Origin of the sequence: Agromyces zhanjiangensis (genome assembly GCF_040496055.1) — a bacterium.
GTDB lineage: Bacteria > Actinomycetota > Actinomycetes > Actinomycetales > Microbacteriaceae > Agromyces > Agromyces zhanjiangensis.
In genome coordinates, this window is record NZ_JBEPKB010000002.1 from 508680 (window position 1) to 528430 (window position 19751).

The following is a 19751-nucleotide window of genomic DNA, read 5'->3' on the forward strand; positions in this document are numbered from 1 at the left end:
GGCGGGCCGTGCGTCGTCCGGGCATCCAGCATCCGCCCGGGCCCGGCTCAGTAGGATTCGAGCATCATGCGCGCGTTCGAAGAGCCCGGCCCCGAGCAGGTCGACATCTCCGTCCAGATCGACGCCTTCCAGGAGACCTGGTACGGGCAGGTCCTGTTCAACCTCATCGACATCGCCATCATCGTCGCGGTCGCGCTCGTCATCCGCTGGATCCTGCACTTCGTGATCCGGCGGACGGTCAACCAGATCGTCACCGGCGTCAAGCGCAAGCAGGATGTCTCCGACACCCAGGCGTTGAACGCGGCGTCGCCGCTCGCGGCCGTCCGCGTCGTGCAGCGCACGCGCACGCTCGGGTCGGTGCTGAAGAACATCGTGAACGTCACGATCGCCATCCTCGTGGTGATCCTCGTGGTCGGCACGCTCTGGCCGGACGTGCTCGGTTCGTTCACGCTGCTCTCCGCGGCGATCGGCGCGGGGCTCGGCTTCGGCGCGCAGAACATCGTGAAGGATGCCCTGAACGGCATGTTCATGGTCGTCGAGGACCAACTCGGCGTCGGCGACATCGTCGACCTGGGACACGCGACGGGCATCGTCGAGGAGGTGCGCATCCGCGTGACGTCCGTTCGCGACGTCAACGGCACGCTCTGGTTCGTGCGCAACGGCGAGATCACCCGGGTCGGCAACATGTCGCAGGGCTGGGCCAGGGTCATCATCGACCTCGCCGTGCCGTACACGGCCGACGTCGACGAGGTCGAGGCGGCGATGCTCGGCACCGCCGACGAGATGACCCGGTCGGGCAAGTGGCGCTCGCGCGTGCTCGAGAAGCCGGAGGTCTGGGGTCTCGAATCGGTGTCGGCCGACGCCATGGTCATCCGCATCGTCATGAAGGTCCGGACCTCGGCCAAGGACGACGTCGCCCGCGAGCTCCGGATGCGGCTGAAGCGCACGCTCGACGACATGGACCTGACCCTGCCGAGCCTGTCGAGCGTCGTCCTCACCGGCTTCGACGGCGTGACCCGGGTGAAGGGTGCGAAGCCGCCGAAGACCGAGCCGAGCGCCGTCGTGGAGCGGAAGGCGCCGAGCAAGCGCCTGCTCCGCGCGATGCGCGCCGCGAGCACCGTCACCGGCACGGGCAGCGTCCCGACCACGACCGACGCCGACACGAACCCGAAGGACGCCCCGTGAGCCTGCCCGACCATCTCCCCTCGCCGAGCTTCTACGACCAGGTCGGCGGCCACGAGACCTTCGCGAGGCTCGTCCACGAGTTCTACCGCGGCGTGGCCGGCGACCCGGTGCTGAAGCCCATGTACCCCGAGGAGGACCTCGGCCCCGCCGAGGAACGGCTGCTCATGTTCCTCGAGCAGTACTGGGGCGGGCCCACAACGTACGGCGAGCAGCGCGGCCACCCGCGCCTGCGGCTCCGGCACCAGCCGTTCAAGGTCAACCCCGACGCCCGCGACCGCTGGCTCGCGCACATGCGCGCAGCCGTCGACACGCTCGATCTCCCGCCGGTCGCTGAGGCGACCCTGTGGGACTATCTCCAGCGGGCGGCGTTCGCGATGGTGAACACCTTCGAGGAGTAGCCGCCGCCCGCATCGCGCCCCCAGGCGCGGCCCCGCGGCATCCGCACCCCTGGACGCGAGCCGCATCGCCCGAGACGAAGGAGTCCCCCGTGGCCGACCCGACCACTCCCCCCGTGCCCGCCGACGCCGGCGCCGAGTTCGACGCCGTGATCGTCGGCGGCGGCCTGTCCGGCCTCGTCGCCGCATCGGAACTGGTCGAGGCGGGCAAGCGCGTCGTGGTCGTCGACCAGGAGCCCGAGGCGAGCCTCGGCGGGCAGGCCTGGTGGTCGTTCGGTGGGCTGTTCCTGGTCGACACGCCCGAGCAACGGAGACTCGGGGTCCGCGACTCGCTCGAACTCGCGCGCAAGGATTGGCTCGGAACCGCCGGTTTCGACCGCGACGAGGACGAGTGGGGCCGCCGGTGGGCCGAGGCGTACCTCGAGTTCGCGGCCGGCGAGAAGCGGGCGTGGCTCCGCGAGAAGGGCCTGAAGTTCTTCCCGGTCGTCGGCTGGGCCGAACGCGGCGCCGGCATGGCGGTCGGGCACGGCAACGCGGTGCCCCGTTTCCACATCACGTGGGGCACCGGGCCGGGCGTGCTCGAACCGTTCATCGCGCGCGTGCGCGCGGGCGAGGCCGCCGGGCTGGTGTCGCTGCGGTTCCGCCACCGCGTGGACGCGCTCGTCGTCGAGGACGGCGCCGTGGTCGGGGTCCGCGGCGCGCGGCTCGCGCCCGACGACGTCGAGCGCGGCGAGGGGTCGAATCGCGACGTCGTCGGCGAGTTCGAGGTGCGCGCCGCCGCCGTCGTCGTCGCGTCCGGCGGCATCGGCGGCGACCACGACCTCGTCCGCGCGGCGTGGCCCGAGCGGCTCGGCACGCCGCCGGCCGAGATGCTGTCGGGCGTTCCGGCCCATGTCGACGGCCGCATGCTCGGCATCGCCGAGGCATCCGGTGCCCGCCTCGTCAACGGCGACCGCATGTGGCATTACACCGAGGGCATCACGAACTGGGATCCGGTGTGGGCCAGGCACGGCATCCGCATCCTGCCCGGGCCGTCGTCGATGTGGTTCGACGCCACGGGCGCGCGCCTGCCCGCCCCGCTCTTCCCCGGCTTCGACACACTCGGCACCCTCGAGCACCTCTCGCGCACCGGCCACGGGCACTCGTGGTTCGTGCTCACCCAGCGCATCATCGAGAAGGAGTTCGCGCTCTCGGGCAGCGAGCAGAACCCGGACCTGACGAACAGGGACCTCCGCCTGCTCGCCGACCGCCTCGGTTCGGGGGCACCCGGGCCGGTCGAGGCGTTCAAGCAGCACGGCGTCGACTTCGTGGTCGCCGACACGCTCCCAGAGCTCCTCGACGGGATGCGCCGCCTCTCCCCCGACGACCTCCTCGACACCGAGAACGTCGAGCGCGAGATCGTCGCCCGCGACCGCGAGGTCGAGCACGAGTTCTCGAAGGACCTGCAGCTGACCGCCGTCCGCGGCGCCCGCAAGTACCGCGGCGACAAGCTCATCCGGGTGGCGCCGCCGCATCGCATCCTCGACCCGAAGGCCGGCCCGCTCATCGCCGTGAAGCTCCACATCCTGACGCGCAAGAGCCTCGGCGGCATCCAGACCGACCTCGACTCGCGGGCGCTCGGCGGCGACGGCGCGCCCGTTCCCGGCCTCTATGCGGTCGGCGAGGCCGCCGGCTTCGGCGGCGGCGGCGTGCACGGCTACCGCGCGCTCGAGGGCACGTTCCTCGGCGGGTGCCTGTTCACGGGCCGCGCGGCGGGGCGCGCGATCGCGGCGCGCTGAGCGACCCGGGCGGACGCGCGTATGGAGCCCTTCCCGCCGTCGGTGTCGGCGGCGGGTCGCAGGGACGCCCGTGAGGGATGCCGCGGCTACGCCTTGAGCGTCCAGGCCTTCCGGCGGACCAGCACGTGACCGCGCCGGGAGCTCAGGCGCGTCCACGGGCCGGTCTCGAACAGCGCGGTCGGGTCGTCGCCGAGGAAGCCGAGGCTGAACGCCGCGAACGCCGCGCCGGCCGGCACGTACTCGAGCCCGTCGATGCCGCGACCCCACACCTCGGAGCGGACGCGCTGGACGAGCTGCTCGCCGGTCCCGTCGGGGATCGTCGCCGCGACCTCGTCGATACCCGCGCGGGCCGCCCGCTCGAGCGTCGCGGCATCCGTCTCGCCGAGCTGCCGCCAGCCGCCCCGCGGCGGGGAGATGCCCGCCCAGGTGACCGTGTTGACCTCGGGTGGCCTCGTCATCGTGACCGGGCGCGACTCGTCGTCCTCGCCGATCTCGCCGCGCGCACGCACGATGCGGTCGACGACCGAGCGCATGGGCACGACCACGTCGAAGTCGTCGGTCTCGAAGAGCTGGAAGGTGCGCAGCCCGAGCACGGTCGGGCTCTCGTCGAGGATGCCGCGCGGGTACAGGATCGCGGTGTACACGGCCAGGATCCCGTTCGCCGCGACGAGGCGCACCGAGCCGTCCTCCACGCGCGAGGCGCGCTGGAGGTACGTGTGCAGATCGCCGAGCGACAGGCTGTCGGCAAGCGTGAATTGCTGGACCATGGCCTGTCTAGACTACCGAGAGAGCGCCGCGGCCCCGCCCGTCGCCCACCCGCCGATCGGCCGCGACGGCCGACCGACCAGACGGAGGAACGATGAGCGGTTCGATCGAGGGCCTGCTGAGCACGCTGCGACTCACCGACACGGGTGCGCGAACCGACGAGGACATCTTCACCGGCCCGTCGCAGTGGATGCCGCGCGGCCGCGTCTTCGGCGGCCAGGTGCTGGCCCAGTCGATCATCGCGGCGACGCACACGGTCCCCGACGATCGCCCCATCCACTCGATGCACGGCTACTTCCTGCGCCCCGGCGACGTGGAGCACCCGATCACGTTCTCGGTGGACCGCATCCACGACGGCCGGTCGTTCTCGACGCGTCGCACGCAGGCGTTCCAGCACGGCCTGCCCATCCTCTCGCTGATCGCCTCGTTCCAGACGCGCGACGACGGCCTGGAGCACCAGATCGGGATGCCGCACGACCTCCCCGATCCCGACTCGCTGCCGTCGACCGCCGACGTGCTCGGCCACCTCGACCACGATGTGGCCCGGTACTGGTCGAGCGAGCGGGCCTTCGACGTCCGGCACATCCCGTCGCCGGTCTACCTCACCGTCGAGGGCGAGCGGGTGCCGCACCAGGTCGTCTGGATGAAGGCGTTCGGTCGCCTTCCCGACGACCTCCGGCAGCACCGCGCGGCGCTCGCCTACGCCAGCGACTACTCCATCCTCGAGCCGGTGATGCGGGCGCACGGCGTCGCGTGGGCGACGCCGGGGCTGAAGGTCGCGAGCCTCGACCACGCGATGTGGTGGCACCGCGACGCACGCGTCGACGAGTGGCTGCTGTTCACCATGGATTCGCCGTCGGCGAGCGGTGGGCGGGGGCTCTCGCTCGGTCGCATCTACACGCGCGAGGGCCTGCTCGTCGCGAGCGTGGCGCAGGAGGGCATGGTCCGCGTGCCCGACCCGGCCGCGGTCGGCTGAGGCGGGCGCATCCTGAAGGATCGCGGCGAATGCGCCACCGGCTGGACGATGTACCGCAGAATGGCACCACGCCGCGCGTCGCGGCCCGGATGAGGAGGCAGCACATGGACGACGCTCGCGAACTCTCGCGCCGCACGGCGCTCGCGCTGGGCGGGAGCGGCGCGCTCGGCGGCGCGCTGATCCTCGCCGGATGCGCTCCATCCTCGGATTCCGCCGACGGCGGCGAGTCCGGCACGGGGAACGCGGGAAGCGACGCCGGCGGCTCCGACACGCCGACCGCCGCCGCGGGCGAGGACGTCGCTGCGCTCGCCGACATCCCCGTCGGCGGCAGCATCGGCGCCACCATCGGCGGCGAACCGGTGCTGCTCTCGCAGCCGACCGCCGGCGAGGTCGTGGCCTTCAGCGCGATCTGCACCCATCAGGGCTGCACGGTCTCGGCCGAGGGCGCGACGTTCGTCTGCCCGTGCCACGGCTCGACCTTCGACGCCGCGACCGGCGACGTCGAGCAGGGCCCGGCGCTCGAGCCGCTTCCCTCGGTGCCGGTCAGCGTCGACGGGGACCGCGTGATCGCCGGATGAGCGAACTCTTCGACTTCCAGGTCGCCGGCCTGCCGATGCACGTGCTGCTCGTGCACGCCGTCGTGGTCGGCGTGCCGTTGCTCTCGGCCCTGCTCGTGGTGCTCGCCGCATGGCCGGCTGCCCGGCGCGTGCTGTGGATCCCGACGCTCATCGGCTCCGTCGTGCTCCTGGGGCTGACGTGGATCACCGTCGAGGCGGGCAGGTGGCTCGTCGAGCGCGTGCCGGAGACGCCGCTCATCGAGGAGCACGCCGACCAGGGCGAGGACATCCTACCGTGGGTCGTCGCGCTCGCGGTCGTCGCCGCGCTCATCGGCGGCCTCGCGCTCGCCGAGCGCGCCGCGTCGCACAGGGTCACGGACACGGAGGTCGCCGCCGCGCGGGGTGTGTCCACGCCGGCGCGACGGAGCCCGGCCCGCGTCGCGATCGCGATCCTGCTGATCGTGGCGACGATCGGCGTCGGCGTCGGCGCCGTCTGGACGACCGTCCGCGTCGGCGAGGCAGGCAGCCGAGCGGTGTGGGAGGGATCCTTCAGCGACGAACCGCTCGAGGACCGATAGCGCGGACGCTGCGGCGCGGTGCCGATCCGACGATCCGTCGATCGGTCGACCGCCGCGCGACGGGGGAACGCCGTCGGGATCAGCGTCGACGGAACGCGATCGGATCGCCGAGGTACGGCTCCCACGCGACGCGCTCGGCGTCGGTGATCCGCCGCGGCTTCTCGGTCGCGGCATCGACGAGGACGATCGTCGTCGCGGCGCGCGTGTAGAGCGTCCGCGGTTCGGCGCCCACGGGCGAGTACACCTCGTAGCAGACCTCGAGGCTCGCACCGCCCATGCGACCGATCCAGAGCTCGATGTCGAGCGGCAGCCGCTGGTACGGGATCGGAGCGAGGTACTCGACCTCCTGCCTCGCGATCAGCGAGAGCGTGGCCGAGCCGGGCGACGCGTCGATCACCGCCGTCGACGCGCCGACGGCGTGCTCGGCGGTGCCGTCGTCGTTGACCCAGAACGCCTGGATGCGAGCCTCCTCGAGCAGGCTCAGCATCCGGGCGTTGTTCACGTGGCCGTACGCGTCGAGATCGCTCCAGCGGAGCGGCGTCGGCACGTGCAGGCGCATCTCAATCCCTCGTGAGCTTGCGGTACGTGGAGCGGTGGGGCTTCGCGGCCTCCGGGCCGAGGCGCTCGACCTTGTTGGCCTCGTACGCCTCGAAGTTGCCCTCGAACCAGTACCAGTCCGCCGGGCTCTCGTCGGTGCCCTCGTAGGCGAGGATGTGCGTCGCGATGCGGTCGAGGAACCACCGGTCGTGGGTGATGACCACGGCGCAGCCAGGGAACTCGAGCAGCGCGTTCTCGAGGCTCGAGAGCGTCTCGACGTCGAGGTCGTTGGTCGGTTCGTCGAGGAGCAGGAGGTTGCCGCCCTGCTTGAGCGTCAGCGCGAGGTTCAGTCGGTTGCGCTCACCGCCGGAGAGCACGCCCGCGCGCTTCTGCTGGTCGGGTCCCTTGAACCCGAAGGTCGACACGTACGCACGGCTCGGCACCTCGGTCTTGCCGACCTGGATGTAGTCGAGCCCGTCCGAGACGACCTCCCAGAGGGTCTTGTTCGGGTCGATGCCGGTGCGCGACTGGTCGACGTACGAGAGCTTGACGGTCTCGCCGATCTTGAGGTTGCCGCCGTCGAGCGGCTCGTAGCCGACGATGGTCTTGAACAGCGTGGTCTTGCCGACGCCGTTGGGGCCGATGATGCCGACGATGCCGTTGCGCGGGAGCGTGAAGCTCAGCCCGTCGATCAGCATGCGGTCGCCGAAGCCCTTCTCGAGCTTCTTCGCCTCGAGCACGACGTCGCCGAGGCGCGGACCCGCGGGGATCTGGATCTCCTCGAAGTCGAGCTTCCGCGTGCGCTCGGCCTCGGCCGCCATCTCCTCGTAGCGCGCGAGGCGGGCCTTCGACTTCGCCTGGCGCCCCTTCGCGTTCGAGCGGACCCACTCGAGCTCGTCCTTCAGGCGCTTCTGGAGCTTCTGGTCCTTCTTGCCCTGCACCTGGAGGCGCTCGGCCTTCTTCTCGAGGTACGTCGAGTAGTTGCCCTCGTAGGGGTAGAGGCGGCCGCGGTCGACCTCGCAGATCCACTCCGCGACGTGGTCGAGGAAGTACCGGTCGTGGGTCACGGCGAGCACGGCGCCGGGGTACTTGGCGAGGTGCTGCTCGAGCCACAGCACGCTCTCGGCGTCGAGGTGGTTGGTGGGCTCGTCGAGGAGGAGCAGGTCGGGCTTCTGCAGCAGCAGCTTGCAGAGTGCGACGCGTCGCTTCTCACCGCCGGAGAGGACCGAGACCGGCGTGTCGCTCGGCGGGCAGCGGAGGGCGTCCATGGCCTGGTCGAGCTGCGAGTCGAGGTCCCACGCGTCCGCCGCGTCGATCTCCTCCTGCAGCGTGCCCATCTCGGCGAGCAGCGTGTCGAAGTCGGCGTCGGGGTCGGCCATCGCGGCCGAGATCTCGTTGAAGCGGTCGATCTTGGCCTTGATCGGACCGACGCCCTCCTGCACGTTCTCGAGGACCGTCTTGGTCTCGTCGAGCTCGGGCTCCTGCATGAGGATGCCGACCGAGTACCCGGGCGTGAGTCGCGCCTCGCCGTTGGACGGCTGGTCGAGTCCGGCCATGATCTTCAGGATCGTCGACTTTCCGGCGCCGTTCGGGCCGACGACGCCGATCTTCGCTCCGGGGAGGAACGCCATCGTGACGTCGTCGAGGATCACCTTGTCACCGACCGCCTTGCGGGCGCGGACCATCGAGTAAATGTAGTCAGCCACTGAGTTCCTCACGTCGGGAGTGCGCGGTTCAGCCCTCCAGCCTAGCGGCCCGTCCCGGCGCGTCCGGTCCGCGCGGTCCTGCGGTCGCTCTCCGCCGATCGAGACGGTCGCTCCGACGAGGCATCCGTGCCCGCGAACGCCGCGGTGCGAGCGCTCAGGACGCGACCGACACCGCGACGGATGCCGCGAGCGATGAGCCCGCTCCCGTCCACGGGCCGCGTCGACCTCCGAACCGCACGGTCCCCACGGCGGCGGGTCTCCGACCCGGCCACCGCGAGACCGCGGGACCTGCGGATCAGGAGGCCGACGTCGGCCCGAGCACGGCGTCGCCGGTCGCCCCCGGACGGAGGTCGTCGTCGTCCCCGGTCAGCGGGACGGACCAGTCCGCGCCCTCGGCCCAATCGGGAAGGTCGGTGCGACCCTTCTCGCCCTCGACGACCGCGCCGGTCTCCTCCGCCTCGGCGCCCGCACCGGGCTCCTCGGCCTCAACGGCGGGGTCGACGAGGCGGGCGGCGGAGGTCTTCGAGTACACCGCGACACCCCACGAGAGGTCGTGGCCGATCGCGTCGGCGTCGATCTCGATCGCGGTGCCCGATCGCTCACCGGTCTCCCACGCCCGGACGCGCAGGCGCCCGTGGACGACGACACGCTCCCCCTTCCGGAGCGAGCGCGCCGTGTTGAGGGCCAGCTGGCGGAACGACGAGACCGTGTACCAGTTGGTCTCCCCGTCCGTCCACGCGCCGGAGGCGCGATCGAAGAAGCGTCGCGTGGAGGCCAGCCGGAAGCTGGTGATCGGCAGGTCGGTCGCGGTGACCGTGTGCCGCGGGTCGCTGCCGATGACGCCGGTGATGGTCACGAGGTCGGACATGGATGCTCCTCAAGGGCTCGACGCCGCCGCGGATCGGCGGCTCGCGGCATCCGGGGCCCTCGTGCCGGAACGACCCCGGATGCCGCTCACCACAGCGTGGCCGCCGGGGATGCGGCGGCCGTCGGCCGGCACCCGGTCGGTGGACGGCGCCGCCCTCCACCGAGCTGGTGAGGAGGGGTCAGGCGACGATGTAGTCCGCGTACGAGCGGCGGATCTTGTTGACCTTCGGCAGGGCCACTGCGAGGCAGTAGCCCTGGCCCGGGTTCTTCGCGAAGAAGTCCTGGTGGTACTCCTCGGCCGGGAAGAACTCGCCGAGCAGCTCGATCGTCGTCACGACCTCGCCGGGCCACCAGTCGGCCGCGCGCGTGCGTGCCGCCTCGAACAGTTCGCGCTGCGCGTCGCCCGTGAAGAACATCGCGGACCGGTACTGCGTGCCGACATCCGCTCCCTGACGGTTCAGCTGGGTCGGGTCGTGCAGCGTGAAGAAGACGTCGAGCACGACCTCGCGCGGAAGCACGTCGGGGTCGAAGTCGACCCGCACCGCCTCGGCGTGGCCGGTCGCGCCCGTGCAGACGAGCTCGTACGAGGGGTTCGGCGTCGCACCGCCCGTGTACCCCGAGACCACGTCGTGCACGCCGCAGAGCGTGCGGTAGACGGCGTCCAGGCACCAGAAGCAGCCGCCTGCGAGAACGTAGCTTTCCATCACGGCCATAGGCTACCGGGCATGACCTTCGTCGCCGCTCCCGACCGTTACGACCAGATGACCTACAACCGGATCGGGCGGAGCGGCCTCAAGCTCCCGGCGCTCTCGCTCGGGCTGTGGCACAACTTCGGCCACGACCGTCCGCTCGACACCCAACGGGCCATCGTCCGCCGTGCGTTCGACCTCGGCATCACGCACTTCGACCTCGCGAACAACTACGGCCCGCCTCCCGGCAGCGCCGAGGAGAACTTCGGCCGCCTGCTCGCGAGCGACCTGAAGCCGTACCGCGACGAGCTCATCGTCTCGTCCAAGGCGGGCTACCACATGTGGGAGGGGCCCTATGGCGAGTGGGGTTCGCGCAAGAACCTGCTGGCCTCGCTCGACCAGAGCCTCGGTCGACTCGGGCTCGAGTACGTCGACGTGTTCTACTCGCATCGGCCCGACCCCGAGACCCCGATCGAGGAGACGATGGGTGCGCTCGCCCACGCGGTGCGGCAGGGCAAGGCGCTCTACGTCGGCATCTCGAACTACTCGCCCGAGCAGACGATCGCCGCCGCCGAGGCGCTCGCCGCCGAGGGCGTGCCGCTCACGATCCACCAGCCCCGCTACTCGATGTTCGACCGCCATATCGAAGGCGGCCTGTTCCCGGCCCTCGACGAGGTGGGCGCGTCGGCGATCGTCTTCTCGCCGCTCGCGCAGGGCCTCCTCACCGACCGGTACCTCTCGGGCGACGTGCCGGCGGGTTCGCGCGCCGCGACCAGCCACTTCCTGCCCGCCGAGCGCATCAGCGAGGAGTACCTCGAACGGGCCCGCGCCCTGAACGCGATCGCGGCGGACCGCGGGCAGTCGCTCGCCCAGCTCGCGCTGTCGTGGGTGCTCCGCGTGCCGCAGGTCGCGAGCGCCCTGATCGGCGCCTCGAGCGTCGCACAGCTCGAGCAGAACGTCGCGGCGCTCGACGCCACGCCGCTCGCCGACGAGGAGATCGCGGCGATCGAACCGTACGCCGCAGACGGGACCGCCCTCGGCTGAGCGGATGCCGCCACGGGGTCGTCACCCCTGCCTCGCGACGGCTCGGCCGTCGCGAGGCACGCCGGGCCGGCTGCGCCGCACCGCCGCCGCTCGGCGCTAGCCTGCGCACATGCAGTGGTGGAATGACGTCGTCGCCTGGATCCTCTCGGACGAGAACCGTCCCGTGCTGTTCACGGCCGGGGTCGTGTTCGTCTCGGTCCTCGTCTCCGGGTTGCTCTCGGCCTGGATCGCCCGCTCGGCCGTGCGCGGTCTCATCCGGCAGCGCGACCGGGAGCTGCGCCGCGCCGCGATCGCGACGCTCATCGACGCAGCGACCGAGGCATCCGTCTGGAACTCGCTGACCCCGCAGGAGCAGGTCCTCGCCGACCGCGCCGTCGGCCAGGCCGACATCATGGTGCGACTGCTTCCGCTGCGCGGGGCCGACGTCGCCGCCGACTGGGCGGCGCACCAGCTGCACGAGCTGAAGCGCGCCTCCGCGACGTTCGGCTACCAGCTCGACCCCGCGGTCGCCGAGTTCCGCGAGCGCATGCTCGAGTGGCAGCGGCATCCGTCGCGCACCCGGCGCGACTTCCGCAACGACCTCGAGCGGTGGCGGCTGCAGCGCGACGAGCCGGTCCAGGAGCTCGCCGCCGAGCAGGACTCCTGGGTCGCCGAGCAGCACCACGAGCGGTACACGCAGGCGCCGCTCGTCGAGGACACCGCCACGCAGCCCGTCACGACCCCGGCCGAGCCGACCGCCGACGAGGTCGCCGACGCGGACACGGACCGGCGCGCCGTCGCCCAGCGCGATTGAGCGCCGCCGCGCCGTCCGCGGCCCGCGGCCGCGCGCCTCAGGGCGTCAGGCGCGCCACCACGCATCGAACATGGTGACCGGCTCCGCCCGCTTGTGCCGGGTCTGCAGGAACCGGGCCTCGATCTTCTCGGCGACCAGGTCGTCGATCTCGCGACCCTCGAGGAAGTCGTCGATGTCGCGGTAGGTCAGCCCGAGGTTGGCCTCGTCGGCCTGGCCGGGATCGTGGTCGAGGAGGTCGGCCGTCGGGGTCTTGAGGTACAGGAGCTCCGGAGCGCCGAGGTGCTCGAGGACCGCGCGGCCCTGGCGCTTGGTCAGCCCCGACAGCGGCAGCAGGTCGGCACCGCCGTCGCCGAACTTCGTGAAGAACCCGGTGACCGCCTCGGCCGCGTGGTCCGTGCCGACCACGAGCAGCCCGCCCTCGCCGGCCAGGGCGTACTGCGCGACCATCCGCATGCGCGCCTTGACGTTGCCCTTGCCGAAGTCGCTGACCGGCCCCCCGACGGCGGCCTCGAACTCGGCGGCGAGTCCGTCGACGCCGCGCTTGATGTTGAACTCGACCGTCTCCGCCGGGCGGATGAACCCGAGCGCGACCTCGGCGTCGGCCGCGTCGCGCTGCACGCCGTACGGCAGCCGGACCGCGATGAACCGCGCCGTGCGCCCCTCGGCGGCGAGCTCCTCGACGGCCAGCTGGCAGAGGCGCCCAGCGAGCGAGGAGTCCTGGCCGCCGCTGATGCCGAGGACGAGGCCGTTCGCCCCGGACGCGGCGAGGTAGGCCTTGAGGAAGTCCACGCGACGACGGACCTGCTCGGCCGGGTCGATCGCGGGCTCGACGTGCAGTTCTTCGATGATCCGTGCCTGGAGGTCGCGCATGCCACGACGATACGACACGCGTGTGACGAGCGGATGACGCATCCGCCCCTCCTCCGCCGCGACCATGCCGTCGGATAGCATTCCCCCGACGAAGGGGGGCCGCGTGCACGTCGACGTACCCACGCTGGTGCTCATCCCGGCGATCGCGGCGATCGCGCCGCTCGCCACGAGGGCGTTCGGGACCTGGATCGCGATCCCCGTCGTCATCTTCGAACTGGTGCTCGGCATTGCGCTCGGTCCGTCGGTGCTCGGCTGGGTCCAGCCCGACCCGTTCATCGAGCTGCTCTCCGACTTCGGCCTCGCGATGCTGTTCTTCCTCGCCGGCCAGGAGATCGACTTCGAGGCGATCCGGGGGCGGCCGCTCGTCCGTGCGAGCCTCGGCTGGCTGATCTCGGTGCCGCTCGGCCTGGCCGCGGGGTGGTTGGTCGATCCCGACGCCGGCGCCGTGTTCATCGGCATCGCCCTGACCTCGACCGCGCTCGGTGCCCTGCTGCCGATCCTCCGGGACGCGGGCCTGCTCCGGACGCCGTTCGGCGTCTCGGTGTTCGCGATCGGCGCGGCCGGCGAGTTCCTGCCGCTGATCGCGATCTCGCTCTTCCTGTCCGGTCGGTCCCCGCTGCACGCCGCGGTCGTGCTGCTCGCATTCGCCGCGATCACGGGCCTCGCGATCTGGCGCGCCTCGCGCGGCGACGGGCGCCCACTCCACGCCGCGATCGGCGCGACCCTGCACACCAGCGGGCAGTTCGCGATCCGCCTCGTGATCATGGTGCTGCTCGCGCTCGTCGGGCTCTCCATCGTCCTCGACATCGACATGCTGCTCGGCGCCTTCGCCGCGGGCGTGATCGCGCGCCTCCTGCTGAAAGGAGCGCCCGAGCAGGACCGTCGCACCATCGAGGTGAAGCTCGACGGCATCGGCTTCGGCGTCTTCGTGCCGGTCTTCTTCATCTACACCGGCGTCACGTTCGACCTCGAGGCGCTCGTGAAGGACGCGCGCACGTTCATCCTGCTGCCGGTGTTCACCGTCCTGCTGCTCGTCGTCCGCGGCCTGCCGTCGGCCCTGCTCGCGCCGCGCGGCGCGCCCCTGCGCGAGCGGATCGCGACCGGACTGTTCGGGGCCACCGCACTGCCGATCATCGTCGCCGTGACGACGATCGGCGTGGAGGCCGGCGACATGGACTCCGGCACGGCCTCGGCGCTCGTCGGCGCGGGACTGCTCTCGCTCCTGCTCTACCCGCTCATCGCCATCGCGATCACCCGGAGCGGGACTCGGCGCCCTCGGCAGGAATCGAACCTGCGACCAAGAGATTAGAAGGCTCCTGCTCTATCCGCTGAGCTACGAGGGCCGATCGCCACCACGATACCCCAGCGTGCCGGACGCACCCCGGACGCACCCCGGGCGTACGGGCGCGGTCGTGTCGGCCCGCGCGGCTAGACTCGCCGCATGGCATCCTCGAGCGACCGACTGGTCTGGATCGACTGCGAGATGACCGGGCTCGACCTCGAGGTCGACGAACTGGTCGAGATCGCGGTCGTGATCACCGACTACGACCTCCGACCGGTCGACGAGGGCCTCGACATCGTCATCAAGCCCGATGCGAGCGCGCTCGAGTCGATGGGCGACTTCGTCCGCGCCATGCACACGCAGTCCGGGCTCATCGAGGAGATCCCGAACGGCGTCTCCGTGGCCGACGCCGAGTACCAGGTGCTCGAGTACGTCCTGAAGCACGTCCCCGAGGAGCAGCGGGCGCCGCTGGCCGGCAACTCGATCGGCACCGACCGCGCCTTCATCAGCCGTTTCATGCCCCGACTCGATGCGCACCTGCACTACCGCAACGTCGACGTCTCCTCGATCAAGGAGCTCGCGAAGCGCTGGTTCCCGCGGGCGTACTTCAACGCGCCCGCGAAGGACGGCGGGCATCGGGCGCTCGCCGACATCCTCGAGTCGATCCGCGAGCTGCAGTACTACCGGCGCGCGGTGTTCGTCGCCGACCCCGGGCCGACCAGCCAGGAACTGCAGGGCATCGCCGCCGAGGTGGCCGCCGAGCGCGCCGCCGTGTCAACGAGCACTCCGAACGTGGTGTAATCTCGTAGGGTTGCCGCTCGTGCGAACGGGGCGGCGCATGGTGGGTATAGCTCAGTCGGTAGAGCGCCTGGTTGTGGTCCAGGAGGTCGCGGGTTCAAGCCCCGTTACTCACCCCAATTCGCCTCCAGATCGGAGCCTGTCGTGGAACTCGACGCCGAGGGCTTCGAACGGCTCGTGGTCGACGAACTCGACGAGTTGCCCGACGACATGGTCGAGGGCCTCGAGAACGTCGTGTTCGTCGTGGAGGACCGCCCTGACGACGGCTCGCTCGACCTCCTCGGGCTGTACGAGGGAGTCTCGCTGACCGAGCGCGACCGGTACGGCTTCGGCGAGATGCCCGACCGGATCGTGCTCTACCGCGAGCCGCTCCTCGCGATCGCCGAGACCGAGGACGAGCTGCGCGACGAGATCCACGTCACGCTCGTTCACGAGATCGCGCATTTCTACGGCATCGACGACGACCGGCTGCACGAGCTCGGCTGGGCGTGAGCGAAGCCGCGCTAGCCTGATTCGCATGAGTCCCTCCCCCGGACGCGTCGCCGGCATCGCCGTCGGCGCGCTCGCGATCCTCGGCATCGGCGTCTACGGCCCGGCGATGCTGCTCGGTCCGCTCCCCGACGTCCAGGTCCGCGTCGACACGGCGCAGGCGGCCGCGCCGGCGACGACCTCGGTCGCCCTCCCCGCCGAGGACGCCTCGGCCGTCGCCTTCATCGAGGACGACGGCGAGGCCGCGCTCGTCGCGGCCTCCGCCGACGACGAGGCCGCCCCCATCGGCGGTGCCGCGAAGCTCGTCACCGCGCTGGTGGTGCTCGACACCCTCCCCCTCACGGCCGACGACGACGGCCCGGACATCCGGATCGGGCCCGAGGACTACACCGACTACCTCAGGTACTCCGCCGAGGGGTCGCGGACCGTGCAGGTCTCGCCCGGCGACTCCTGGACCGAGCGCGACGTCGTCCGCGCCGTCCTCCTTGCCTCGAGCAACAACCACGCGGACACCCTCGCCCGGTGGGCCTTCGGCAGCATCGACGCCTACGTGACGACGGCCAACGAATGGCTCGACGAGCAGGGATTGACCTCGACGTCGGTCGCGGACGCCACCGGACTCTCGGGCGACAACGTCGGCACCGCGACGGAGCTCACCCGTCTCGCGGGACTCGCACTCGCGGAACCGACGCTCGCCGCGATGCTGGAGGGCGACACGGGTGCGCCGACGCCGAGCGACGACCGGCGGATCCCCGACGCGATCGCCCACCTCGACGACGAGGGCATCCGCGCGATCAGCCGCAGCTTCACCGACCAGGCCGCTATCACGTTCGTGTGGACCGCCGAACTGCGCTCGGGAGACGAGCGGCGGACGATGGTCGGGGCGATGACCGGCGTGGACGACTACGACACGCTCGACTCGGCGGTGCTCGCCGCCGTCGAGGGCATGCAGGCGGCATCCGAGCCGATCGAGGTCATCACCGCCGGCGCGAGCTACGGCGAGGTCGCCTCCGCGTGGGGCGCCCGGGCGCAGCTGGTGGCCACGGCGGGGCGCACGGATGCCGCGTTCGGCGCGGTCGCGGAGGACGCGAGCGTCGACGTGGAGCCCTTCACGACTTCACCGGTGGGACGACAGGTGGGCACGGTGACGGTCGCGATCGGCGAACGGGAGGTGAGTTCGGCGCTCGAACTCGACCGGGCGATCACCGATCCCGGTCCGATCTGGCGACTCACCCACCCGGGCGAACTCATCGGGGCGTTCCTCGACGGGAACGCCTGAGTCAGTCGTTCTCCTCGTCGGACTCGACCGGGTCGGAGTCCGCGGCGTCGAAGCGGAACCGGACGCGCAACTGCCCGCCCACGTCCCGCTGCTCGACGGCGTCGTACCAGAACAGGGACTCGAGCCCATCGACGGCGGCGACCATGCCGACCCGCTTCTCCGGCTCGCCGCGGACGAGGGCCCGCTGCTCGAAGTCGCCCTCGAGCGGACCGTCGATGAACTCCGCCACATACGTCGCATCACCCATGTGCCGAGCGTAGTCCCGGCCGGGTTCGTGGCACAGCATCCGCGCTGATCAAGCTCCGAGTCGCACGCGGATGGCCGGCCGCCGCCCGGCTCCGGACGAGCGGCGGTAGCGCCGCCAGTCGGACTCCCACGCCGCCCAGAACTCGTCGAACGCGCCCGCGTCACGCTCGAGCGCGCGGTCGCGGCGCGTCTCGTACGGGGCGTCGAGCCAGACGCGAACGGCGTCGGTCGCCTCCGCGCCGGCGAGGAACGCCCCGCATCCCTCGAGCACGAGCGGCCGACCGGGCGGGACGCGTTCGACGGCCCCGCGCCGGTCCGCGTGCCAATCCCATCGATCGAGCGCACCGACGAGCCCCGCGTCGTGCGGGCGCACCAGCCGAGGGCGGAGGGCATCGGCGCCGCGACGGAGTCCCGGCCACCCCGGGATCGCCTGGTCGACGCGGACGAGGCGGGCGGGGCGTCCCGGCCACGCCTCGACCAGCGCGGCCGCGAACGTGCTCTTGCCGGCTCCGCTCGGCCCGTCGACGAGGACCAATGGATGGCGGCGCCCCCTCGTCGCCCGGAGGACGGCGTCGAGCGCCGGTCGCAGCGTGAGCGCCCCCTGGACGTTCACGCCCACACCGGGTGGTAGGTCCCCGCCCAGACCGCCCCGGCGATCGCCGCCGCCGCGACCGCGGCCGCGATCACGACGAGCAGGGCGTCGGGCGCGCCGACGCTGGACGGACGCGCCCACGTGCGCGGCGTGTCGGCTCCGAACCCTCGGGCCTCCATCGCGGTCGCGAGCTTCGAGCCGCGCCTGATCGCGAGCACGAGCAGCGCGAACGCCATGGTCGCCGCCCGGCGCACCGCGCCGTGGTCGCCGATGCCGCGGGCGCGTCGGGCGAGGGCCATGGAGCGCCAGTCCTCGACGAAGAGGCCGACGAGCCGCGTCGCCGCGAGCGCTCCGAGCACGAACCGCGCGGGCAGGCGCCACACCTGGGCGAGCCCGTCGGCGAGATCGGTCGGGTCGACGCGGAGGAACAGCAGTGCCGCCGGCAGGCCGATCGCGAGCACGCGGAGGGTGACGGCGATCGCGAGCTGGATCGACCCGTCGGTGACCTTCGCCAGCCAGAACTCCCAGTGGACGGTGCCCGACGGGCGGCCGTAGAGCAGCATGCTGATGCCGGCGAGCGGCGCGGCGATGAGGATCGGCCACGTGCGTCGCACGAGCAGCGCCGGCGTCACGCCTGCGAGGGCGAAGAGCACGAGCTGTATCGCGAGCGCGATCGCGGCGCTCACCCAGTCCACCGTGACGAGCAACGGCGTCGTCAGCACCATCGCGGCGGCGAGTCGCGTGGCCGGGTTCACCCGGTCGACGAATCGGAGCGTCGGACCGGTGGCCGGCTCGGCGACGTCGAGCGCGCTCATGCGGGGCCACCTCGGGTCGCGGCGCGGGCGCCCGCCCCCGCGCTGGTGTCGAGCCGGATGCGGTGGGCACCGAGCGACGCGATGTACGCCGCATCGTGGGTCACCGAGAGCAGCGTCGTGCCCTCCCCGACGAGCTCGTGCAGCAGCCGGACCAGTTCGACCCAGCCGAGCCGGTCCTGGCCGAAGGTCGGCTCGTCGAGGATGACGGCACCCGGGCGGGTCGCGAGCACCGCACCGACGGTGAGTCGGCGCGCCTCACCGCCCGACAGCGTGAAGGGGTTGGCGGCCGCGAGGTGGTCGAGCCGGAGTCGCTGGAGCACCTCGTCCACGCGGACGTCGACGTCGGCCTGTGCGAGCCCGAGCGCCCGCGGGGCGACGGCGACCTCGTCTCGGACGGTCGTCGCGACGAACTGGTGCTCGGGTTCCTGGAACACCGTGCCGATCCGCGTCAGCAGTTCACGCGAACGCCACCGGAGCGGTGCGTCGCCGATCCCCCGGGTCAGGGCGGGCGCCGCGATGACGCGACCGGCGCGCGGCGCGAGCAGGCCGCCGAGCGTCAGCGCGAGGGTCGACTTGCCCGCGCCGTTCGGGCCCGTGAGCACGGTCGACGACGCCTCGGGCACCACGAGTCCGAGCCGTTCGTGCAGCACCGCGCCGCGCGGCCGCCCGATCGCGAGCGACTCGGTCGAGAGCGCCGGCCGTATCAGCGGCGCCGCGGCATCCGTCGCATCGGGCACCTCGAGCGGCACGCCGGGCACCCACACGCCGGCGGCGGCGAGCGCCTCGCGCCGCTCGTCGAGCACGACCGATGGCGGGCCGTCGGCCAGCAGCCGACCGTCGGAGCCGAGCACGACGACCCGGTCGACGAGGTCGAGCCAGACTTCCACCCGATGCTCGACGACGACGAGCGTGGCACCCGTGCGATCGAGCACGCGCGCGACCGCGTCGCGCACCTCGGCGACGCCGGCGGGATCGAGGTTCGCGGTGGGCTCGTCGAGCAGCAGCAGGCCCGGACGCATCGCGAGCGCGCCGGCCAGCGCCATCCGCTGCTTCTGGCCGCCGGAGAGACGCGACGTCGGGTGGGAGAGCGGGAGGTCGAGGCCGACGGCATCGATCGCCTCGCGCACGCGCTCCCAGATCTCCTCGCGCGGGATGCCCAGGTTCTCGCAGCCGAACGCCACGTCGTCGCCGACGCGCGCGAGGACCACCTGGGAGTCCGGATCCTGCAGCACGAGGCCGGCGCGACCGCGCGCCTCGGCGGGCGAACGGCCGTCGACGAGCAGCCGGCCGTGGTGCTCGCCCTCGTCGTCGCCGCCGAGCACGCCCGCGAGCGCGTGCAGCAGTGTCGACTTCCCCGATCCGGACGGGCCGAGCAGCAGCACCCGCTCCCCCGGGTGGATCCGGAGGTCGATGCCCTGGAGCGCCGCACGACGGCGGCCGGCGTGCCGCCAGCCCCACCCCGCGGCATCCACGCGGGCGGGACCGGCGGCTCCCGGTGTGCGGTCCACGG

The 19751-nt window shown here is 72.1% G+C and carries 22 protein-coding genes and 2 tRNA genes; 13 read left to right on the plus strand and 11 right to left on the minus strand.

Features of this window, described 5'->3' with window-relative positions:
* The first annotated feature begins 66 nt into the window (after positions 1-66).
* The 3 genes from ABME02_RS05555 to ABME02_RS05565 all read left to right on the plus strand — a co-directional run bounded on the left by ABME02_RS05555 (position 67) and on the right by ABME02_RS05565 (position 3358).
* A complete protein-coding gene (locus ABME02_RS05555; RefSeq protein WP_353814267.1) occupies positions 67-1185 on the plus strand; it encodes a mechanosensitive ion channel family protein in 1119 nt (372 codons plus the stop codon).
* Positions 1182-1583: a globin gene (locus ABME02_RS05560; RefSeq protein ID WP_353814268.1), complete on the plus strand. Its 402-nt coding sequence runs from the start codon at positions 1182-1184 to the stop codon at positions 1581-1583. Before ABME02_RS05555 ends, ABME02_RS05560 begins: the two co-directional genes overlap by 4 nt.
* 89 nt (positions 1584-1672) lie before the next feature.
* Complete coding sequence (locus tag ABME02_RS05565; RefSeq protein ID WP_353814269.1) at positions 1673-3358, plus strand: FAD-binding dehydrogenase; 1686 nt, start codon at positions 1673-1675, stop codon at positions 3356-3358.
* A gap of 86 nt (positions 3359-3444) precedes the next feature.
* Here ABME02_RS05565 and ABME02_RS05570 read toward each other — a convergent pair whose 3' ends face one another.
* A complete protein-coding gene (locus ABME02_RS05570; protein WP_353814270.1) occupies positions 3445-4125 on the minus strand; it encodes a DUF8185 domain-containing protein in 681 nt (226 codons plus the stop codon).
* A 92-nt stretch (positions 4126-4217) separates the two neighbouring features.
* Between ABME02_RS05570 and ABME02_RS05575 the strand changes: the two genes are divergently transcribed.
* The 3 genes from ABME02_RS05575 (at position 4218) to ABME02_RS05585 (ending at position 6234) form a co-directional block, all read left to right on the plus strand.
* Complete coding sequence (locus tag ABME02_RS05575) at positions 4218-5099, plus strand: acyl-CoA thioesterase (protein WP_353814271.1); 882 nt, start codon at positions 4218-4220, stop codon at positions 5097-5099.
* A 104-nt stretch (positions 5100-5203) separates the two neighbouring features.
* A complete protein-coding gene (locus tag ABME02_RS05580; RefSeq protein WP_353814272.1) occupies positions 5204-5677 on the plus strand; it encodes a Rieske (2Fe-2S) protein in 474 nt (157 codons plus the stop codon).
* Positions 5674-6234, plus strand: a complete 561-nt coding sequence (locus ABME02_RS05585; protein ID WP_353814273.1) for a hypothetical protein — start codon at positions 5674-5676, stop codon at positions 6232-6234. The genes ABME02_RS05580 and ABME02_RS05585 overlap by 4 nt, the downstream gene beginning before the upstream one ends.
* Positions 6235-6313: 79 nt before the next feature.
* Here ABME02_RS05585 and ABME02_RS05590 read toward each other — a convergent pair whose 3' ends face one another.
* The 4 genes from ABME02_RS05590 to msrA all read right to left on the minus strand — a co-directional run bounded on the left by ABME02_RS05590 (position 6314) and on the right by msrA (position 10048).
* Positions 6314-6793, minus strand: coding sequence for an acyl-CoA thioesterase (locus ABME02_RS05590; RefSeq protein WP_353814274.1), 480 nt, complete (start codon positions 6791-6793; stop codon positions 6314-6316).
* A gap of 1 nt (position 6794) precedes the next feature.
* Positions 6795-8477, minus strand: a complete 1683-nt coding sequence (ettA, locus tag ABME02_RS05595; protein WP_353814275.1) for an energy-dependent translational throttle protein EttA — start codon at positions 8475-8477, stop codon at positions 6795-6797.
* 295 nt (positions 8478-8772) lie between these two features.
* Complete coding sequence (locus tag ABME02_RS05600; RefSeq protein ID WP_353814276.1) at positions 8773-9345, minus strand: single-stranded DNA-binding protein; 573 nt, start codon at positions 9343-9345, stop codon at positions 8773-8775.
* 178 nt (positions 9346-9523) lie between these two features.
* Positions 9524-10048, minus strand: a complete 525-nt coding sequence (msrA, locus tag ABME02_RS05605; RefSeq protein ID WP_353814277.1) for a peptide-methionine (S)-S-oxide reductase MsrA — start codon at positions 10046-10048, stop codon at positions 9524-9526.
* A 21-nt stretch (positions 10049-10069) separates the two neighbouring features.
* Between msrA and ABME02_RS05610 the strand changes: the two genes are divergently transcribed.
* Both ABME02_RS05610 and ABME02_RS05615 read left to right on the plus strand, forming a co-directional pair.
* Positions 10070-11077, plus strand: coding sequence for an aldo/keto reductase (locus tag ABME02_RS05610; protein ID WP_353814278.1), 1008 nt, complete (start codon positions 10070-10072; stop codon positions 11075-11077).
* Between the two features lie 109 nt (positions 11078-11186).
* Complete coding sequence (locus ABME02_RS05615) at positions 11187-11870, plus strand: cation:proton antiporter (RefSeq protein WP_353814279.1); 684 nt, start codon at positions 11187-11189, stop codon at positions 11868-11870.
* Between the two features lie 45 nt (positions 11871-11915).
* On the opposite strand, the gene nadE is transcribed toward ABME02_RS05615, so the two are convergent.
* Positions 11916-12740 carry an NAD(+) synthase gene (nadE, locus tag ABME02_RS05620; RefSeq protein WP_353814280.1) on the minus strand — a complete coding sequence of 275 codons (825 nt, stop codon included), beginning with the start codon at positions 12738-12740 and terminating at the stop codon, positions 11916-11918.
* Between the two features lie 64 nt (positions 12741-12804).
* Here nadE and ABME02_RS05625 point away from each other — a divergent pair, with 64 nt between their 5' ends.
* Positions 12805-14049 carry a cation:proton antiporter gene (locus ABME02_RS05625; protein WP_353814408.1) on the plus strand — a complete coding sequence of 415 codons (1245 nt, stop codon included), beginning with the start codon at positions 12805-12807 and terminating at the stop codon, positions 14047-14049.
* Here ABME02_RS05625 and ABME02_RS05630 read toward each other — a convergent pair.
* A tRNA-Arg gene (locus tag ABME02_RS05630) sits at positions 14011-14083 on the minus strand. The two genes, ABME02_RS05625 and ABME02_RS05630, sit on opposite strands and share 39 nt — an antisense overlap.
* Before the next feature lie 98 nt (positions 14084-14181).
* On the opposite strand from ABME02_RS05630, the gene orn reads away from it, so the two are divergent.
* The 4 genes from orn to ABME02_RS05650 all read left to right on the plus strand — a co-directional run bounded on the left by orn (position 14182) and on the right by ABME02_RS05650 (position 16588).
* On the plus strand, positions 14182-14823 hold the full coding sequence (gene orn, locus ABME02_RS05635; RefSeq protein ID WP_353814281.1) for an oligoribonuclease: 642 nt from the start codon (positions 14182-14184) through the stop codon (positions 14821-14823).
* A gap of 40 nt (positions 14824-14863) precedes the next feature.
* A tRNA-His gene (locus ABME02_RS05640) sits at positions 14864-14939 on the plus strand.
* 25 nt (positions 14940-14964) lie between these two features.
* On the plus strand, positions 14965-15312 hold the full coding sequence (locus ABME02_RS05645) for a metallopeptidase family protein (protein ID WP_353814282.1): 348 nt from the start codon (positions 14965-14967) through the stop codon (positions 15310-15312).
* 25 nt (positions 15313-15337) lie between these two features.
* The gene (locus tag ABME02_RS05650) at positions 15338-16588 is read left to right on the plus strand and encodes a D-alanyl-D-alanine carboxypeptidase family protein (RefSeq protein ID WP_353814283.1); all 1251 of its coding nucleotides are present in this window, start codon (positions 15338-15340) and stop codon (positions 16586-16588) included.
* 1 nt (position 16589) lies between these two features.
* Here the strand turns inward: ABME02_RS05650 and ABME02_RS05655 are convergent, their stop codons facing one another.
* Genes ABME02_RS05655 through ABME02_RS05670 form a run of 4 tightly spaced genes read right to left on the minus strand, consistent with a single transcriptional unit; the run spans position 16590 to position 19749 of the window.
* Positions 16590-16835 (minus strand): hypothetical protein, encoded by a 246-nt coding sequence (locus ABME02_RS05655; protein WP_353814284.1) that lies wholly within the window; start codon positions 16833-16835, stop codon positions 16590-16592.
* Between the two features lie 48 nt (positions 16836-16883).
* Positions 16884-17447, minus strand: a complete 564-nt coding sequence (locus ABME02_RS05660) for an AAA family ATPase (RefSeq protein ID WP_353814285.1) — start codon at positions 17445-17447, stop codon at positions 16884-16886.
* Entirely contained in the window at positions 17444-18241 is a 798-nt protein-coding gene (locus tag ABME02_RS05665; RefSeq protein WP_353814286.1) for an energy-coupling factor transporter transmembrane component T family protein, read from the minus strand. The genes ABME02_RS05660 and ABME02_RS05665 overlap by 4 nt, the downstream gene beginning before the upstream one ends.
* Entirely contained in the window at positions 18238-19749 is a 1512-nt protein-coding gene (locus ABME02_RS05670) for an ABC transporter ATP-binding protein (protein ID WP_353814287.1), read from the minus strand. Before ABME02_RS05670 ends, ABME02_RS05665 begins: the two co-directional genes overlap by 4 nt.
* Positions 19750-19751 lie beyond the last annotated feature (2 nt).

What these genes read in the sequence shown, in the direction of transcription:
- ABME02_RS05555 (WP_353814267.1), top strand. Translation starts at nt 67, where the DNA reads ATGCGCGCGTTCGAAGAGCCCGGCCCCGAGCAGGTCGACATCTCCGTC.
- ABME02_RS05570 (WP_353814270.1), bottom strand. Translation starts at nt 4,125, where the DNA reads ATGGTCCAGCAATTCACGCTTGCCGACAGCCTGTCGCTCGGCGATCTG.
- ABME02_RS05575 (WP_353814271.1), top strand. Translation starts at nt 4,218, where the DNA reads ATGAGCGGTTCGATCGAGGGCCTGCTGAGCACGCTGCGACTCACCGAC.
- ABME02_RS05580 (WP_353814272.1), top strand. Translation starts at nt 5,204, where the DNA reads ATGGACGACGCTCGCGAACTCTCGCGCCGCACGGCGCTCGCGCTGGGC.
- ABME02_RS05585 (WP_353814273.1), top strand. Translation starts at nt 5,674, where the DNA reads ATGAGCGAACTCTTCGACTTCCAGGTCGCCGGCCTGCCGATGCACGTG.
- ABME02_RS05590 (WP_353814274.1), bottom strand. Translation starts at nt 6,793, where the DNA reads ATGCGCCTGCACGTGCCGACGCCGCTCCGCTGGAGCGATCTCGACGCG.
- ABME02_RS05600 (WP_353814276.1), bottom strand. Translation starts at nt 9,345, where the DNA reads ATGTCCGACCTCGTGACCATCACCGGCGTCATCGGCAGCGACCCGCGG.
- msrA (WP_353814277.1), bottom strand. Translation starts at nt 10,048, where the DNA reads ATGGAAAGCTACGTTCTCGCAGGCGGCTGCTTCTGGTGCCTGGACGCC.
- ABME02_RS05610 (WP_353814278.1), top strand. Translation starts at nt 10,070, where the DNA reads ATGACCTTCGTCGCCGCTCCCGACCGTTACGACCAGATGACCTACAAC.
- ABME02_RS05615 (WP_353814279.1), top strand. Translation starts at nt 11,187, where the DNA reads ATGCAGTGGTGGAATGACGTCGTCGCCTGGATCCTCTCGGACGAGAAC.
- nadE (WP_353814280.1), bottom strand. Translation starts at nt 12,740, where the DNA reads ATGCGCGACCTCCAGGCACGGATCATCGAAGAACTGCACGTCGAGCCC.
- ABME02_RS05625 (WP_353814408.1), top strand. Translation starts at nt 12,805, where the DNA reads ATGCCGTCGGATAGCATTCCCCCGACGAAGGGGGGCCGCGTGCACGTC.
- orn (WP_353814281.1), top strand. Translation starts at nt 14,182, where the DNA reads ATGGCATCCTCGAGCGACCGACTGGTCTGGATCGACTGCGAGATGACC.
- ABME02_RS05650 (WP_353814283.1), top strand. Translation starts at nt 15,338, where the DNA reads ATGAGTCCCTCCCCCGGACGCGTCGCCGGCATCGCCGTCGGCGCGCTC.
- ABME02_RS05655 (WP_353814284.1), bottom strand. Translation starts at nt 16,835, where the DNA reads ATGGGTGATGCGACGTATGTGGCGGAGTTCATCGACGGTCCGCTCGAG.
- ABME02_RS05665 (WP_353814286.1), bottom strand. Translation starts at nt 18,241, where the DNA reads ATGAGCGCGCTCGACGTCGCCGAGCCGGCCACCGGTCCGACGCTCCGA.